The sequence below is a fragment of the Clostridium sp. KNHs216 genome (genome assembly GCF_006714885.1).
In the GTDB taxonomy this organism is placed as follows: Bacteria; Bacillota; Clostridia; order Oscillospirales; family Acutalibacteraceae; genus Caproiciproducens.
Genome location: NZ_VFMF01000001.1, coordinates 463,043 through 478,151, shown reverse-complemented (window position 1 = coordinate 478,151; position 15,109 = coordinate 463,043). Strand labels below are relative to the sequence as shown.

At 50.2% G+C, this 15,109-nt stretch carries 14 protein-coding genes and 1 tRNA gene; 8 read left to right on the top strand and 7 right to left on the bottom strand.

Annotated features, from left to right (window positions below; genetic code table 11):
- Positions 1-12 precede the first annotated feature (12 nt).
- The 3 genes from lspA to LY85_RS02385 are packed head-to-tail and all read left to right on the top strand — an operon-like array spanning position 13 to position 1,881.
- Positions 13-492 (top strand): signal peptidase II, encoded by a 480-nt coding sequence (lspA, locus tag LY85_RS02395; protein WP_052010595.1) that lies wholly within the window; start codon positions 13-15, stop codon positions 490-492.
- An 8-nt stretch (positions 493-500) separates the two neighbouring features.
- Entirely contained in the window at positions 501-1,412 is a 912-nt protein-coding gene (locus LY85_RS02390) for an RluA family pseudouridine synthase (RefSeq protein WP_141825321.1), read from the top strand.
- A gap of 22 nt (positions 1,413-1,434) precedes the next feature.
- Positions 1,435-1,881, top strand: coding sequence for a helix-hairpin-helix domain-containing protein (locus LY85_RS02385; RefSeq protein WP_141825320.1), 447 nt, complete (start codon positions 1,435-1,437; stop codon positions 1,879-1,881).
- 152 nt (positions 1,882-2,033) lie between these two features.
- On the opposite strand, the gene LY85_RS02380 is transcribed toward LY85_RS02385, so the two are convergent.
- From LY85_RS02380 to LY85_RS02365, 4 genes are read right to left on the bottom strand one after another with little or no spacing between them, the layout of a single operon-like run.
- On the bottom strand, positions 2,034-2,267 hold the full coding sequence (locus LY85_RS02380) for a hypothetical protein (protein ID WP_141825319.1): 234 nt from the start codon (positions 2,265-2,267) through the stop codon (positions 2,034-2,036).
- 16 nt (positions 2,268-2,283) lie between these two features.
- Entirely contained in the window at positions 2,284-3,360 is a 1,077-nt protein-coding gene (locus LY85_RS02375) for an ATP-dependent 6-phosphofructokinase (protein WP_141825318.1), read from the bottom strand.
- Positions 3,361-3,396: 36 nt separating this feature from the next.
- Entirely contained in the window at positions 3,397-5,511 is a 2,115-nt protein-coding gene (locus LY85_RS02370) for an RNA degradosome polyphosphate kinase (protein WP_141825317.1), read from the bottom strand.
- 18 nt (positions 5,512-5,529) lie between these two features.
- A complete protein-coding gene (locus tag LY85_RS02365; protein ID WP_141825316.1) occupies positions 5,530-7,092 on the bottom strand; it encodes a phosphatase in 1,563 nt (520 codons plus the stop codon).
- 298 nt (positions 7,093-7,390) lie between these two features.
- On the opposite strand from LY85_RS02365, the gene larE reads away from it, so the two are divergent.
- Positions 7,391-8,203, top strand: a complete 813-nt coding sequence (larE, locus tag LY85_RS02360) for an ATP-dependent sacrificial sulfur transferase LarE (protein WP_141825315.1) — start codon at positions 7,391-7,393, stop codon at positions 8,201-8,203.
- A gap of 84 nt (positions 8,204-8,287) precedes the next feature.
- On the opposite strand, the gene LY85_RS02355 is transcribed toward larE, so the two are convergent.
- Positions 8,288-9,061: a TSUP family transporter gene (locus LY85_RS02355; protein WP_141825314.1), complete on the bottom strand. Its 774-nt coding sequence runs from the start codon at positions 9,059-9,061 to the stop codon at positions 8,288-8,290.
- Positions 9,062-9,238: 177 nt separating this feature from the next.
- Here LY85_RS02355 and LY85_RS02350 point away from each other — a divergent pair, with 177 nt between their 5' ends.
- Positions 9,239-10,549 (top strand): glycosyltransferase, encoded by a 1,311-nt coding sequence (locus LY85_RS02350; RefSeq protein ID WP_141825313.1) that lies wholly within the window; start codon positions 9,239-9,241, stop codon positions 10,547-10,549.
- Here LY85_RS02350 and LY85_RS02345 read toward each other — a convergent pair.
- Both LY85_RS02345 and LY85_RS02340 read right to left on the bottom strand, forming a co-directional pair.
- Entirely contained in the window at positions 10,520-11,218 is a 699-nt protein-coding gene (locus tag LY85_RS02345; RefSeq protein WP_141825312.1) for a GNAT family N-acetyltransferase, read from the bottom strand. The two genes, LY85_RS02350 and LY85_RS02345, sit on opposite strands and share 30 nt — an antisense overlap.
- Positions 11,219-11,405: 187 nt before the next feature.
- A tRNA-Ser gene (locus LY85_RS02340) sits at positions 11,406-11,491 on the bottom strand.
- A 191-nt stretch (positions 11,492-11,682) separates the two neighbouring features.
- Here LY85_RS02340 and asnS point away from each other — a divergent pair.
- The 3 genes from asnS to LY85_RS02325 all read left to right on the top strand — a co-directional run bounded on the left by asnS (position 11,683) and on the right by LY85_RS02325 (position 14,989).
- A complete protein-coding gene (asnS, locus tag LY85_RS02335) occupies positions 11,683-13,077 on the top strand; it encodes an asparagine--tRNA ligase (RefSeq protein ID WP_141825311.1) in 1,395 nt (464 codons plus the stop codon).
- Positions 13,078-13,128: 51 nt separating this feature from the next.
- Positions 13,129-13,521: a bacteriohemerythrin gene (locus tag LY85_RS02330; protein ID WP_141825310.1), complete on the top strand. Its 393-nt coding sequence runs from the start codon at positions 13,129-13,131 to the stop codon at positions 13,519-13,521.
- A 187-nt stretch (positions 13,522-13,708) separates the two neighbouring features.
- Entirely contained in the window at positions 13,709-14,989 is a 1,281-nt protein-coding gene (locus LY85_RS02325) for an aminotransferase class I/II-fold pyridoxal phosphate-dependent enzyme (protein ID WP_141825309.1), read from the top strand.
- Positions 14,990-15,109: the final 120 nt, after the last annotated feature.

Genomic DNA, 15,109 nt, shown 5'->3' with positions numbered 1-15,109 from the left:
GGAGAGATTCCGTTGGCAATTATTGCACTATTGCTTGCAGCGGCGGCTGTCGCAATCGACCAGATTCTCAAGCTGCTGGTTACGTCCAATTTGCAGCCTAACAGCGGCTTTCATGTGATCAATGGCTTTTTAAAAATCTTTTATATTCAGAATCGGGGGGCGGCGTTCGGAATGCTGCAGAACCAGCGCTGGCTTTTCGTTGTGGTGACTCTGACTATTTCCGCCGTCATCATTTACGCCCTGTTCCAATACAGGCAGCATAATTTCTTTTCCTATGCGGCCGGTACGCTGATTATCGGCGGGGGAATCGGAAACCTGATTGACCGGATGATGTATGGCTACGTTGTCGATTATATTTCCGTCAGCTTTTTTCCTCCGATTTTTAATTTTGCCGATTGCTGCGTAACGGTCGGAACGGTGTTTCTAATGATTCATATCCTGTTTTTTTCCGATTTAAACAGCAACGCAGAAAAAGTTATCCGTACAAAATAATGCAGAAGATGATTCAAATTGAGATACATCCGGAAGATTCCGGTATCCGGCTGGACAAGCTTGTCAGCGAAAAGACGGAAAATATCACGCGCTCTGCGGCGGAAAAGCTGATTGAGCGGGGCAATGCGACCCTGAACGGAAAACCCCTTACGAAAAGCTACCGGGGTACGGCAGGCGACTGCATTGACCTCGTCGTTCCCGAACCGGAAAAGCTGGATGTCCGGCCGGAAGAAATTCCTCTGGAAATTCTGTATGAGGACGCGGATCTGCTGGTCGTCAATAAGCCGAAGGGGATGGTGGTGCACCCGGCCGCCGGTAACCACACCGGCACGCTGGTCAACGCCCTTCTGGCGCACTGCGGCGATTCGCTTTCCGGAATCAACGGGGTTATCCGGCCCGGCATCGTTCACCGCATAGATAAGGATACAAGCGGTCTGCTGATTGTGGCGAAAAATGATTTTTCCCATCGGAAACTGGCTGAGCAGATAAAGGCGCACAGCTTTACACGCCTCTACGAGGCGGTTGTCCACGGCAATCTGAAAGAGGATGACGGGACGATCGACGCACCTGTCGGCAGACACCCGCTCCACCGGAAGATGATGGCGGTGACCGAAAAGAACTCCCGCAATGCCGTTACGCATTACCATGTTCTTGCACGGTACAACGGGTTTACCCATGTGCAGTGCAGGCTGGAAACGGGTCGCACGCATCAGATCAGGGTGCATATGGCGTACATTGGGCATCCGGTTGCGGGGGATGCGGTTTACGGCCCGAAGAAACCCGTTCCGAACCTGAACGGTCAGTGTCTGCACGCTAAGGTGATTGGATTCCTTCATCCGCGTGACGGGCGATACATGGAAATCACCAGCGAGCTTCCGGCTTACTTTGTTCAGTTTCTGAAAAAGCTAAAGCAGGATTAGCGCTGGATAAGGTGGCTTCAGCATGGATGATGAAACTTTGCATGTGCGGTATCTCATGGTAATCGCGGCTGTACTGTTTGCCTTCATCATCGGATATAACGCGTTTTATGTGCCCGAAGTTTCTCTTTCCGATCTTGTTGTCACGACGGACGCTTCTGCGTCGGCTGATGAAACGTATATCCCGAAAACCGGATCGGAGGCTTTGTCCTCCGCAGCTTCCGCCCTTTCATCCAAATCGGAGAAGATTGCGGGCGAGACCCCGGCGGTCAACGGAAAAATCAATATCAATACTGCCACCGCCCAGCAGCTGAGCGACGGCCTTGACGGAATCGGCGACGTGATTGCGAAGCGAATTGTGGATTACCGGGAGAAAAACGGTTCTTTTAAAAGCATAGAGGAAATCAGGAAGGTCAGCGGCATCGGCGAAAAAACATTCGCGGGTCTCAAAGACCATATTATGGTATCATAAAAATTCAATCTACAGCGGTTCCGGTTGATCTTGCAACAAGGTTGTGTCACTCCTCCGCCGAAGGCGGGGGAGTGACATGTCTTACCTTGGAATTGCTGTGAAACAAGCATCCGCCGGCTCAGCCGGCGGATGCTTGTTTTAGGAAATATAGACTATCCGTTCTTTTGCTTGTCGTCCGTTTTTTCCGCCGTGTGGTTCTTTCTGTAGAGCCGCGCGGCTTTTTCAATTTCAGGCAGTGATTTCTGTACCGTATTGGTACAGCGAACAATCCTGATAAAAGCGCAAATGTTCAGTACGGCCGTAAATGCCATCATGGCGGCGGAAATCGCGCCGATCATCATGGTAACCGCCACGACGGCGGGTTTCTTGTTTTTGCTCGGTTTCATAGGATCCCCCTCTTTCTCAATCGCCGAAGCTGATGCCGATGTCCCTTGCGGTCTGAATGATCTCGCAGTCTGTTGGGACGCCCTTCAGCTTTCCTGCAACCTCATTCAATGGAACGGGAACGATGCTTCCGTTTTGCAGAGCCACCATATTTCCGTATTTTTTATCGGAAATGAGTTTTGCCGCCGCGGTGCCGAACCGCGTTGCCAGAAGCCTGTCATAGGGGCAGGGACTTCCGCCGCGCTGAAAATGCCCCGGAACCGTCACGCGGATTTCCTGGCCGGTTCTCTCGCTGATTTCCCTTGTAAGCCGATAGGAAATGGAGGGATAGGGCATCCCGGCCCTCGACGCTTTGAACTCTTTTTTATTCATTTTTGATTCCTGCTGGGAGATCACGCCCTCCGCTACGGCAAGAATGGAAAAACGTTTACCGTGTTTGTTGCGCTGTTCCAGCGTTTGGGCGATACTGTCAATGCTGTAGGGGATTTCCGGCAGGAGGATCACGTCCGCCCCGCCCGCAATGCCCGCGTGCAGGGTCAGCCATCCCGCTTTGTGGCCCATGATTTCCACAATGAACACCCTGCCGTGAGAGGTCGCGGTGGTGTGGATGCAGTCCAGTACGTTTGTCGCGATTTCCATTGCGCTGCTGAATCCAAACGTCATATCGGTGCCCCAGACATCGTTGTCGATGGTTTTCGGCAGGGTGACAATATTCAAGCCTTCTTCGCTCAGCAGGTTGGCGGTTTTATGGGTTCCATTTCCGCCCAAAATCACCAGGCAGTCCAGCTTCATCTTTTTATAGTTGTCTTTCATGCATTTGACTTTGTCGACACTGTTTTCGTCCACCACGCGCATCAGCTTGAAGGGCTGGCGGGAAGTGCCCAGAATGGTGCCGCCAAGGGTCAGAATACCCGAAAAATCGTCCGGCTTCATGTGTTTGTAGCTGCCCTCAATCAAGCCGCGGTATCCGTCGTTGATTCCGTAGATCTCGACGTTTTCCTTAAACTCAACATAAAGCGCTTTGGCGACGCCGCGGATCGCTGCGTTCAGTCCCTGACAGTCCCCGCCGCTTGTTAAAATTCCGATTCTTTTCATACGTTTCCTCTTTCCCTGATTCCTTTATCCTTAAAATTACCTGAGTTCCGCACTGTAAATTGGGCGGAATGGCTTATTGCCGTCCTGTTCTATATATTTGTTCACCGCCGCCTGCGCCAGACGGGAAAATTCAATCTGGCAATTGCAGGGGGCCTTTCCGCGTTTATCAATATGAGCGTACACCGTGTCGGATTGCATGATCCTGGCATTGATATTGTCGCTCAGCATCAGGTCCAATATCGCGAACGCCCGCTGCCGCAGGTCTTCTTCCTCAATCGGAAATATAAGCTCCACACGCCGGTCGAGGTTGCGCTGCATCCAGTCCGCGCTTCCCATATAGATTTTGGGGCTGCCCCCGTTTTCAAAGCGGAAAATGCGGCTGTGCTCCAAAAGCTGGCCGACGATGCTGTAGACCGTAATATTTTCGCTGGTTCTCGGCAGCCCGGGAATCAGGCAGCAGATCCCGCGCACCAGCAGCCGTACCGGAACGTTCGCCTGGGAGGCTTTGTACAGCAGCTCGATAATATCGGGATCGACAAGGGAATTCACCTTTGCCGTGATCCCGCAGGGCAGGCCCTGACGGGAGTTTTCAATCTCCTTTTCGATCATCCGCCGGAAAAAACTTCTCATTCCGTGCGGCGCAACCACGAATCGGTTGTATTCCGGCGGGCGGGAGTACCCGGTCAGCACGTTAAACAGGGAAGAAGCGTCCGTTCCGTAAGGCTCCTTGCAGGTAAAGACACCGATGTCTGTATAAATTTTCGCGGTCGAATCGTTGTAATTTCCCGTTCCCATATGAAGGTACCGGCGAATGCCGTCCTCATCGCGGCGGACGACCAGCAAAATTTTGCAGTGGGTCTTTAGCCCGGCCAGACCGTAGATGACATGGCACCCGGCTTCCTCCAGCTTTTTTGCCCACAGAATGTTGTTTTCTTCGTCAAAGCGCGCTTTCAGTTCCACCAGTACGGTGACCTGTTTGCCGTTTTCCGCCGCGGTAATCAGCGCCGCCACAATCGGGGAATGTCCGCTGACGCGATAAAGCGTCTGTTTGATTGCCAGCACGTTTTCGTCTTCCGCCGCCCTGCGGACGAAATCAACCACGATGTCAAAGCTTTCATATGGATGGTGAACCATCCTGTCCTTTTCGCGGATGGCTTCAAAAATATCATCGTAGCCCCAGAAATCGGCGGGGGGATAGACCGGCTCGATCGGCTGAAAGCACAGGCTTTTAAATTCCGGAATGGAAGCGAATTTTGAGAAAAAGGTCAGATCAAGCGGGCCGGGCAGCTCATATATTTCATCCTCGCTGACGTCGAGCATATCAATCAGAAATTCCCGCGTCTCAACGTCGCATTTCTGTATCAGTTCCAGACGCACGGGCTTGCCGCGTTTGCGCTTTTTAATGGATTTCTGTATTTCGATCAGCAGGTCCTCCGACTCCTCGTCAATGTCCAGATCCGAATTGCGGGTCATGCGGAACGGGCAGGCGGACTGAATATCGCTAAGCTCGAACAGCTCTTCCAGCTTATACATGATGACATTTTCCAGAAGGACATAGGTTTTGCCGCGGGTGGAGGGAACTTCCAGAAATCGGGACAGAATCGACGGTACCTGTACGACGGCGAAATAGGAATCCTCCTCACCCTTGAGCCGTACCGCAATATTCAGGCTTTTATTTGCAAGCAGGGGGAAAGGGCGGCTTGTGTCCACTGCAAGCGGGGTCAGCACGGGGAAGAGCACTTTATCAAAGTAATCGGAAATAAAACGCAGCTGATCGGGGCTCATTTCCTCAGGAAGGATAAAGCTGATATCGCTTTTTCTCATTGCCGGCATAATGGAGCGGTACAAACAAGAATACTGTTTTTCCGTGAAGGCATGGATTTTTTGGGAAAGCAGGGGCAAAAGCTGTTTCGGCTTCAGGCCGGAAGGGTCCTCGCCCCGATAATCCGAGTTTACCTGTTCTTTCACGCCGGCTACGCGTACCATAAAGAATTCATCCAGATTGGAAGCGGTAATCGCCAGAAAACGGATGCGTTCCATAATAGGGTTTTCCCGTTCAAAAGCTTCTTCCAGCACCCGGCCGTTAAAGTCCATCCAGCTCAGTTCACGGTTGATATAGGGAATTTTTATTTTTTCGATGATATCGTTCATGATCAACACACAGCCTTTTTATATAAGAGATGATTTGATGGTGAGCACCGGATTGTATCCGAAAACCTCCTTAAAGAAAGGGGCGCACTGTTCAAACGCCCATTTTTCCAAATAGACGTTATCGTTGCTTTCCGCTGTAATGAGTAACTTGTCGTTTTCCAGCTTGACCTTAATATCCTTCAGCTTCTGCTTCTGCGATTTATCCAGGGCATTGGCAAGCCGGAAAATCGCCACCAGCTTGGAAACGATCAGCCTGTTCTTGTCGCTGGTGCGGATAAATTCAACGTCGTCGTAATTCGGCACGTCGTATTCGTTGTACCGGGATACATACGCCGTAATCAGCATTTCGTCGTCGGTCATTCCATAAACGTCAATATCTTTAATCAGGTCGAACGCGCTCAAAAGGTGCTGCTTGGCCGTCACATAGTGCCCGCTGTCGTGCAGGATCGCCGCCAGCTCCAGAAGGAGCCTTTTCCTGTGGTCAAGGCCGTGGGCACCCTTCATTTTGTCAAAAATACGGCAGGCGAATTTTCGGATATTATCGGAATGCTTTTGATTGCAGTTGTAGGTTTTGGCGATTTCCTGCGCGCAGGAAATCGCATTTGCACGGACATGCTCAAAGTATTCATCCCCGCTTTTCGGGATGAGCATCAGCCGCATCAATGCGTCCCAAAGCTCGACCTTGGGCGAAATGATATAATCGGAAGTGGTAAAATCGATCAGAGAGATATAAATGGCCAGAGCGGAATACAGCAGCTCCGCGGTTTCCTCGGTGGTACCGTACTCGATCCCGATCTTTTCCTGGGACATGGAGCGTACCCGCTTAAACAGGTCGGTGAGCATTGCCGTAGGAATGGTGTAACAGTCGTCCACCGGCTCCACGCCGCAGATTTTCGCAATCAGCTGAATCTCGTTGCCGGTCAGGATCAGATTTGACACGATTCCCTTTTTAAACGGAATGTTGATATGTCCGATAATCGAATGAAGATATTCTTCTACAACAGTGTAAAAGTCCTCCGTCAATTCCTGAATATTTCCCAGCATATCATGCAGCTTCAGCGCGCCCATCGGTATGTTCTGAGAAAAAACCATATGCTTGCCGTTATAAACGGAAAATCCGATGGTTCCCGCGCCGATGTAAGAGATCAGCGCATTTTCGCTCTTTTTATTTTCGATTCTGTTCAGGAAATTTAATATTTCGGAATAAATCAGCGTTTTTTCCTGGTCGTCTTCCAAGACCTGAACCGTAATATCGTTTTGGATTTTCAGCTGGTCGACAACGTAGGACCTGTTTTTGGCATCCCGGAATGCGGTGGTGGCCACGACTTTGCACTGGTCAACTCCGTATTCGTCCATAATGGAAGAGTATCCGTGCAGAACGCGGGAGAGCTCCCGCAGGCTTTCAAACCGGATTTTTCCTTCCGTAAAGACCTCGTGACCGAGGCTCAGGGGATACTCCAGGATATCCAGATCAACGATTTCGCCTTTTTTTAACTGAGATATTCTCATTTTCAGCATATTCGAACCAATGTCGATTACTGCTGCTAACTTTGCTGTCTTATTCGTCTTTTTTCTGTTCAAAACGCGACACCACCAATGTTTCGTTTTTATAAGTCGATTATAACAAATGTCGGCCTGTTCATCAACTTTTTAAGGCCCTTTGGAAAACTTTATTATTTTATTGAAATCTCGGAAGATTTATGTATGACAAATAGGAGCTTTTGCCGAAAACGCAATTCGGCTTCCCCTTTTTGCAGACCATTTCCGGTTGACAATCCGAAGGATTTAAGATAAAATGAATACTAATCTGATAGGAATTGATAGGATTAAATCAGTATGATATCAGGTATGAGAAAAAATAGAATTGATGGGGACAGATATGGATTTATTAGAGATTAAGTATGAGAACCTGAAAGAATATTTAAGAAGTCTGAAAAGCGTAGCCACCGCTTTTTCCGGCGGGGTTGATTCCACTTTTCTTCTGAAAGTGGCCCATGACGTTTTGGGCGACAAGGCAATTGCCGTTACGGCGCGTTCCCTCAGTTTCCCCAAAAGGGAGCTGGACGAGGCGACGGCGTTTGCGTTTGACAATTCCATCGAACATATTGTTGTGGACTCCGAAGAACTGAATATCGACGGTTTTTCCAAGAACCCGACCAACAGATGCTACTTATGTAAGTCCGAGCTTTTTTCCAAAATTAAAGCAATCGCACAGACAAAAGGAATTGAAAATGTTATCGAAGGTTCCAATTCAGACGATAACGGGGATTACCGGCCGGGCCTGATGGCTGTTGCGGAACTGGGGATTAAAAGCCCCCTGAGGGAGGCCGGTCTTACGAAGGCGGAAATCCGCCAGCTTTCCAAAAAGCTGGGACTTCCCACATGGAACAAGCAGTCCTTTGCTTGTTTGTCTTCGCGTTTTCCGTACGGGGAAGACATTACACCGGACAGGCTGCGCATGATCGATCAGGCTGAACAGTATCTGCTTGATTTGGGCTTCCATCAGGTGCGCGTCCGTTTTCACGGAAATCTGGCACGTATCGAGACGGATGAAAACGGCTTTGGCGCAATGCTGGACGGAAAGACGCGTGACAAAATTGATTCCAGATTCAAAGAGATCGGGTTTACCTATATTGCGCTGGATATCAAAGGCTACCGCACCGGAAGCATGAATGAGACCTTGAATCAATAAATAAGCCATTCCCCGTTTTTTGCATAGCAGAGCCCCGGACCGTTTTTGCGGAGGTCCAGGGCTTTTTTCATCCTTATATGATTCCTATTTTATCAGCATGTCGTAAACGACTTTGGAAAACAGAAGTACCAGTACGAAGACCATAACGGGCCGGATGAACCGGGCCCCTTTTTTAATTGCCAGTCCCGAACCGATCCAGTGTCCGGCGATGGAACAAACTGCCGCGGGAACCGCAACGGAATACTGAATCGTTCCCGCCGCAACAAACGTAACAAGCGCGGCTGCGTTGGAAGCCAGGTTGACAACTTTGGTATTGCCGCAGGCCGTTTTGTAGTCGAACCCGAGGAAAGCAGTAAAAGCAATAATCAGAAAAGTGCCGGTGCCCGGCCCGAAAAAGCCGTCGTACATGCCGAGAGCCAGCCCGATCCCCGCGGAAAGGACCATGGCGCGCCGTGCGGGGATCTTTTCAAAAGTGCTGATATCCGAGCTGTCCTTTTTCCGTGAAAGCAAAATGACGGCGGCGGCAAAGGGGAGAAGCACCAGCATGGCGAGACGAAGGAAACGGTCGTCCAGGAAGAGCGCCAGCCGCGCGCCGGCGTAGCTTCCGGCCAGGGCAAATCCGGCCGAGACGAGAGCGACGCGCAGATGGAAGCTACCGCTCTTTAAAAACCTTCCGGTAGAGAACATCGTGCCGATACAGGAAGAAAACTTGTTGGAGCCAATGGCAAAGTGAGACGTCATGCCCGTAAGGTAGTATGCGGGCAGAGAAATCAGTCCGCCCCCGCCCGCGACCGCGTCCACAAAGCTTGCCAGAAATACCAGAGGGCAGGCGATAAGGATTTGCTGATAAACTGTCATGATTGGATTCCCCCGTAAATTGTCATTGAAAGTTTTGCTTGGAATAAAAATTCTCTTTTGAAAATATCAATTGCCTCAGCCTGTTCATATAATAATAGGATGAACTTCTGTGAAACGGAGATCGGGTGAGTTACGCCGTTACCGGAGTGAACCAATTCATTTAAGGAGAGCGGGAAGATGGGTACAGAGCAAAAGGAAGCGGCGCAGATCGAAAACAAGGAAACAGCGTCTCCGCTGGTGAGCATCGTGGTGCTCGCGTACAATCATCTGGATTATACCAGGCAGTGTATAGAAAGCATCTATCGTTATACCTCCCACATCGATTTCGAGCTGATAACCATCAATAATGGTTCCTCGGACGGCACGGAAGAATATTTCAACGGTCTGCCGAATCAGAAAAAAATCAGTTTTCCGGAAAACATCGGCGTATGCAAAGCGTTCAATTGCGGGTTCAAAATAGCGGAAGGAAAATACACCATGAATGTCAGCAATGATGTTGTCGTTACCGCTCATTGGCTTGACAACCTTCTGAATTGTTTTGAATCCGATCCGAAAATCGGCATGGTGGTGCCGGTCTGTGACGCGTCGTGCAATTATCAGCAGATCAATCTGCCGTGCCAGTCGATGGAGGAAATGCAGAGGATTGCGGAGCGGTACAATGTCAGCAACCCCGATCTGTGGGAGGAACGTCTGAAGATGACGGTTTACGCCGCTATTTACAGAACGGAAATTCTGAAGGTGCTGGGCGGATTTGACGAAGATTTCAATCCCGGGTGCTATGACGACGACGCCATCTGCTTCAGCATCAGAAGAATGGGGTATAAGACCATTCTGGCAAAGGACACGTTCGTCCATCACTTTGGCGCCCGTACGTTTAATGCGGAATATGAAAAGGATAAAAATCTTGCCATCAGAAACAAGGGGCTGTTTTTTGTAAAGTTCGGGGTCGACGCCTATATAGCGGGCTTAATCGACTTCAACGTGCTGAATGTTCTGGATTACGGCAGTAAAAACGAGGTCAGCATTCTGGGAATCGGCGGTTCCTTCGGTACCACCGTACTGCAGCTGAAAAATGTATGTAAAAGCCACGGCTGCAAGGATGTGGAACTCTATTATCTGTCTGAACGGGGCAATAATATGACGGAGCTGAAAACCATCTGCAGGGAATGTGTGCAGGGTCCTGCCGAAGACGTTCAGCTGTATTTCGGCGGCAGGCAGTACGATTATATTGTGCTGGAAAGCGAATCGGCCGCGCTTCACAACAGGGAAGGGCTTTTTACAATCCTCTACGGCCTCCTGAAGCCCGGCGGGCAGCTGGTATGTACGGCGGCGGGTCCGGAAGTCCTTTATGAAACGATGGGAATCTTTTACCGTCTGGGCGCCGACTTTCACAAACAGATCAACGATTATTATTATCTGTCTTTTGTCAGGCCGGAGCAGCCGTCGGGCGGGGAAACGCTACTCCAGCCAGCAGATGGTCTGTTCTGAAACGGTAAAGCCCAGCTTTTGCTGCAGCTTTAGGGAAGCCGTATTTCCGGCAATGATCTGAGCGAACGGAACCCGGCCTTCCGCCAGGAAACGGTTGGCGAGGAAGGTTTCCAGTACGAGGGCAATGCCCTGGCGGCGGTATTCCGGAAGCACTTCCAGCAGACCCATGGAGCCTTCCGCGTGAGTGCCGGCAAATCCTGCCAGCGCGCCGCTGAGAAACGCTCCGAACATGGAGCCGGATTCCAGGCGTTCCTGCACCGACACGATGCCGGCGAGGGAATAGTACTTTAACAGAAACGGCAGATAGGATTCGTCCAGCGGGCGGATCACCGCAGAGGACTCCGGTACGGGCAACGGGTTCCTATTAAAATATGCAGCCTGATGGCAGGCTGTTTTCCTGTGGAACCGGAATTGCTTCTGAACCGTATCAATACAGAAATTCTGATGCGTGACGATCACTTCGGGCCGTTTGACGGATGAAAGCATTTCTTCCGCTGTCTGCCCGTCCTGCGCGCTGATCATATAGACGCCGCAGCTTTCATTGTAAAGCAGGGCGCCCCGGTCGGACGCCTGCAATACTTCGGTGTCCTTCCGCTTCAGGATTTCCAGCATATCAATATGTAAAAGCATATCCTTTGATAAATACGATACGGCTTGTTTTGAAACCATTACATTTCCGCGTCCTTTCTGCTAAACTGCTACAGCATTTCCAGCTGATTCTGCAACAAGGTTGCGTTCCTTCCCCGCTGAAGGGGGAGGAACGCGTTTTTTTCGTAAACTGAAATGGAATTGCTGTAAGATGTATTTTTATCCTTATTCATGAAAAAGAGCACCCGCAAATGCGGATGCTCTTTCTTGGCGGAGAGGATGCGACTCGAACGCACAATGCCTTGCGGCACACCACATTTCCAATGTGGCTCCTTACCATTAGAATACCTCTCCAAGTGGCAATTAAGTTGCTCTCACATCAGGCAACTCTGATATTATATCGAATGTTCCGGGAAAAATCAACCCCTAATTTGCAGATATTTGAAGTTTTGCGGAAATTCCTGCGTTTTTGGTATTGCACAGAGTAGCTTCGTGTTATAATATAAGAATAATTCATAAGTTGCTAATATTTAGGAGGTATCAGCTTGAAAAGGACTGAAATAGCCGAATTATATTCCAAAACGGCGGAACTCGGCGGGAAAACCGTCATGGTTTGCGGCTGGGTACGCACGATCCGGGATTCCAAAGCGCTTGGTTTTATTGAACTGAATGACGGAAGCTGCTTTAAGGGAGTTCAGATTGTATTTGAATCCGATAAAATTTCTAATTTTACAGAGATTGCAAAGCTGAATGTGGGTTCGGCTCTTACGGTGTCGGGCGAACTGCTTTTAACGCCCGAAGCGAAGCAGCCTTTTGAAATCCATGCCGCGCAGGTGGAGGTGGACGGCCAGTCCACGCCGGATTATCCCCTTCAGAAAAAACGCCATTCTCTGGAATATCTGCGTACGATCGCCCATCTGCGTCCGCGCACCAATACGTTCAGCGCGGCTTTCCGCATCCGTTCCGCCGCCGCGTTTGCAATTCATAAATTTTTCAACGAAAATGATTTTGTCTATGTTCATACTCCGCTGATTACCGGCAGCGACTGTGAGGGAGCGGGAGAGATGTTTACCGTGACCACGCTGGATGCGGACAACCCTCCCCGGACGGAAAGCGGTGCAGTGGACTATTCACAGGACTTTTTCCAGAAGCATACTTCGCTGACGGTTTCGGGGCAGCTTGAAGCCGAGTGCATGGCCATGGCTTTTGGAAAGGTATACACCTTCGGCCCGACCTTCCGTGCGGAAAAATCCTATACCCAGCGCCACGCGGCGGAATTCTGGATGATAGAGCCGGAGATTGCGTTCGCCGACCTGCAGGACGACATGGAGCTGGCGGAAGCGATGATTAAATTCGTCATCGGATATGTTATGGAGACCTGTCCGGACGATATCGCGTTCTTTAATCAGTTTATCGACAAGGGCCTTGTGGACCGTCTGCAAAATGTCGTCGATTCCGATTTTGCCCGTGTGACCTATACCGAGGCGGTTGAGCTTCTGAAGAAAAACAACGACCAGTTTGAATATAAAGTGGAGTGGGGAACCGACCTTCAGACCGAGCACGAGAAATATCTGACGGAAAAGGTTTACGGAAAGCCGGTTTTTGTGACCGATTATCCGAAGGAAATCAAAGCATTCTATATGCGTCTGAACGACGACGGAAAAACGGTGGCGGCGGTAGACCTGCTGGTGCCGGGAATCGGTGAAATTATCGGCGGCAGCCAGCGCGAGGAGCGCATGGACGTTTTGCAGCAGCGCATGAAGGATTTCCATCTGGATGAGGAAAATTACTGGTGGTACCTCGACCTGAGGCGCTACGGCGGCACAAAGCACGCCGGTTACGGCCTTGGCTTTGAGCGCTTGGTCATGTATCTGACAGGAATCGCCAATATTCGCGACGTGCTGCCTTTCCCGCGCACGACCGGCACGGCGGAATTTTAATAAAGAAATTTTTTGGGATTTGATATAGGAAACAGAAAGGATGTGTCTTTTATGGCAATGTGGAAAGAAAGCCTGAAAATCGGCGTGCCTCTGATCGACGGGGAACACAAGGAGCTGTGCGACCGGATCGACCAGCTCTTTGCCGCCTGCAATCAGGGCAAGGGCAAGGAAGAAATTTTCAAAACGCTGGAGTTTCTGGAGGGCTATACCATCAAGCATTTTTCGGACGAGGAAAAGCTGCAGAGAAGCAGCGCCTATCCGAAATACAAAGAGCATAAGGAACTGCATGAGTATTTTAAGAAACAGATTGCCGATCTGAAAAACGATCTTTCAAAAGAAGGCGCTTCCATCGCGCTGGTATCCAAAACCAATTATTTTCTGATGAACTGGCTTCTGAATCATATCCAGAAGGTGGACATTGAGCTTGCGCAGTATTTGAAGTAATTTCCATCGAGACCCTTTTGGGCAGCTTCCTAAATGTAATACATAGAAATGGGTTCTTAGGATTCTAATTTCATGAAGATTGATGAAAATGCAGGAATTTTATTTTAAACTTGCATTTCATCGCGGCATATATTAGAATAATAAGAGTTTACATATGTATTTTGCATATTATGATAGGGAGATGCTCATGTTGCAATTTTTATCCATGTCAGATTCCGAGCTGTCAAAAGTGAAAGCAGACTTACAGAACCGCTACGACCAGTTTAAAGCCCAGGGCCTTAAACTGAATATGGCGCGTGGAAAACCGGCGACGGATCAACTGAATCTTTCCATGAAAATGCTGGATACTCTGAATTCAGGTTCCGATATGCATTCTTCAACCGGAGACGACTGCCGCAATTATGGTCTGCCGGACGGCCTGCCGGAACTGAGAGAGCTGTTCGCGGAAATGATGGGCGTGGACGATCACAATATCATCGTCGGCGGAAATTCCAGCCTGAACATGATGTTTGACGCGATATCCTGTGCCATGACGCACGGCTTTGCAGGCTGCGAGCCGTGGGGCAGACAGGGTCCTGTTAAATTTCTGTGCCCTTCGCCCGGCTATGACAGGCATTTTGCCATCACCGAATATTTCGGCTTTGAGCTGATTGCCGTGCCGATGCTTGCCACCGGCCCGGACATGGATGTGGTAGAGAAGCTGATCGCGGACGATGCGTCGATCAAGGGAATCTGGTGCGTGCCGAAATATTCCAACCCCACGGGCATTACCTATTCCGATGAAACGGTCCGGCGGTTTGCGGCCCTGAAGCCGGCGGCAAAGGATTTCAAAATCTTCTGGGATAACGCCTACTGTGTTCATGACCTGACGGATACTCCGGACACCCTGCTGAACCTTTGGCACGAATGCCGGAAATATAACAATATCGATTTGCCTATCTTCTTTTCTTCCACCAGCAAGATCACCTTCCCGGGTGCGGGTATCGCGGCCATGGGGGCAAGCGAAAGCAACCTCGCCGTCCTGAGGGAGCATTATTCCTTCCAGACGATCGGGCCAGATAAGCTGAATCAGCTCCGCCACATTTATTTCCTCAAGGATATGGACGGCGTGATGAAGCACATGGCAAAGCACCGTGCTCTGCTGGAACCGAAATTCCGGACAGTGATCTCCAGCCTGGAATCGGAGCTGGGAGGCAAAGGGGTTGCCGAATGGACCAACCCGAACGGCGGTTACTTTGTCAGCGTGGATGTTCTGGACGGTTGCGCAAAGCGCGTGGTTTCGCTCTGCAGGGAGGCCGGAGTCACCCTTACGGGCGCGGGCGCGACGTATCCGTACGGCAAGGATCCGAACGACAGGAATATCCGGGTTGCGCCGACTTACCCGCCCGTGGCGGAACTGGAACAGGCGATGGAATTGTTCTGTATCTGTGTTCAGCTGGCGGCGGCGGAAAAGCTGTTGAGCAAATAGGGGAAGGGGAGCGCTGCTCCCTTTCTTTTTTTGACTGTATCCGTTAATAATCTTGCCAAATCGATTGACTTTTTGGGGCAATAACAATATAATAAACTTTGTTACGTCTGCGAGGATTCA

Excerpts from the sequence above, each read along its gene's own strand:
- LY85_RS02390 (WP_141825321.1), top strand. The coding sequence starts at position 501 with ATGATTCAAATTGAGATACATCCGGAAGATTCCGGTATCCGGCTGGAC.
- LY85_RS02385 (WP_141825320.1), top strand. The coding sequence starts at position 1,435 with ATGGATGATGAAACTTTGCATGTGCGGTATCTCATGGTAATCGCGGCT.
- LY85_RS02380 (WP_141825319.1), bottom strand. The coding sequence starts at position 2,267 with ATGAAACCGAGCAAAAACAAGAAACCCGCCGTCGTGGCGGTTACCATG.
- LY85_RS02375 (WP_141825318.1), bottom strand. The coding sequence starts at position 3,360 with ATGAAAAGAATCGGAATTTTAACAAGCGGCGGGGACTGTCAGGGACTG.
- LY85_RS02370 (WP_141825317.1), bottom strand. The coding sequence starts at position 5,511 with ATGAACGATATCATCGAAAAAATAAAAATTCCCTATATCAACCGTGAA.
- larE (WP_141825315.1), top strand. The coding sequence starts at position 7,391 with ATGGATTTATTAGAGATTAAGTATGAGAACCTGAAAGAATATTTAAGA.
- LY85_RS02355 (WP_141825314.1), bottom strand. The coding sequence starts at position 9,061 with ATGACAGTTTATCAGCAAATCCTTATCGCCTGCCCTCTGGTATTTCTG.
- LY85_RS02350 (WP_141825313.1), top strand. The coding sequence starts at position 9,239 with ATGGGTACAGAGCAAAAGGAAGCGGCGCAGATCGAAAACAAGGAAACA.
- LY85_RS02345 (WP_141825312.1), bottom strand. The coding sequence starts at position 11,218 with ATGGTTTCAAAACAAGCCGTATCGTATTTATCAAAGGATATGCTTTTA.
- LY85_RS02330 (WP_141825310.1), top strand. The coding sequence starts at position 13,129 with ATGGCAATGTGGAAAGAAAGCCTGAAAATCGGCGTGCCTCTGATCGAC.
- LY85_RS02325 (WP_141825309.1), top strand. The coding sequence starts at position 13,709 with ATGTTGCAATTTTTATCCATGTCAGATTCCGAGCTGTCAAAAGTGAAA.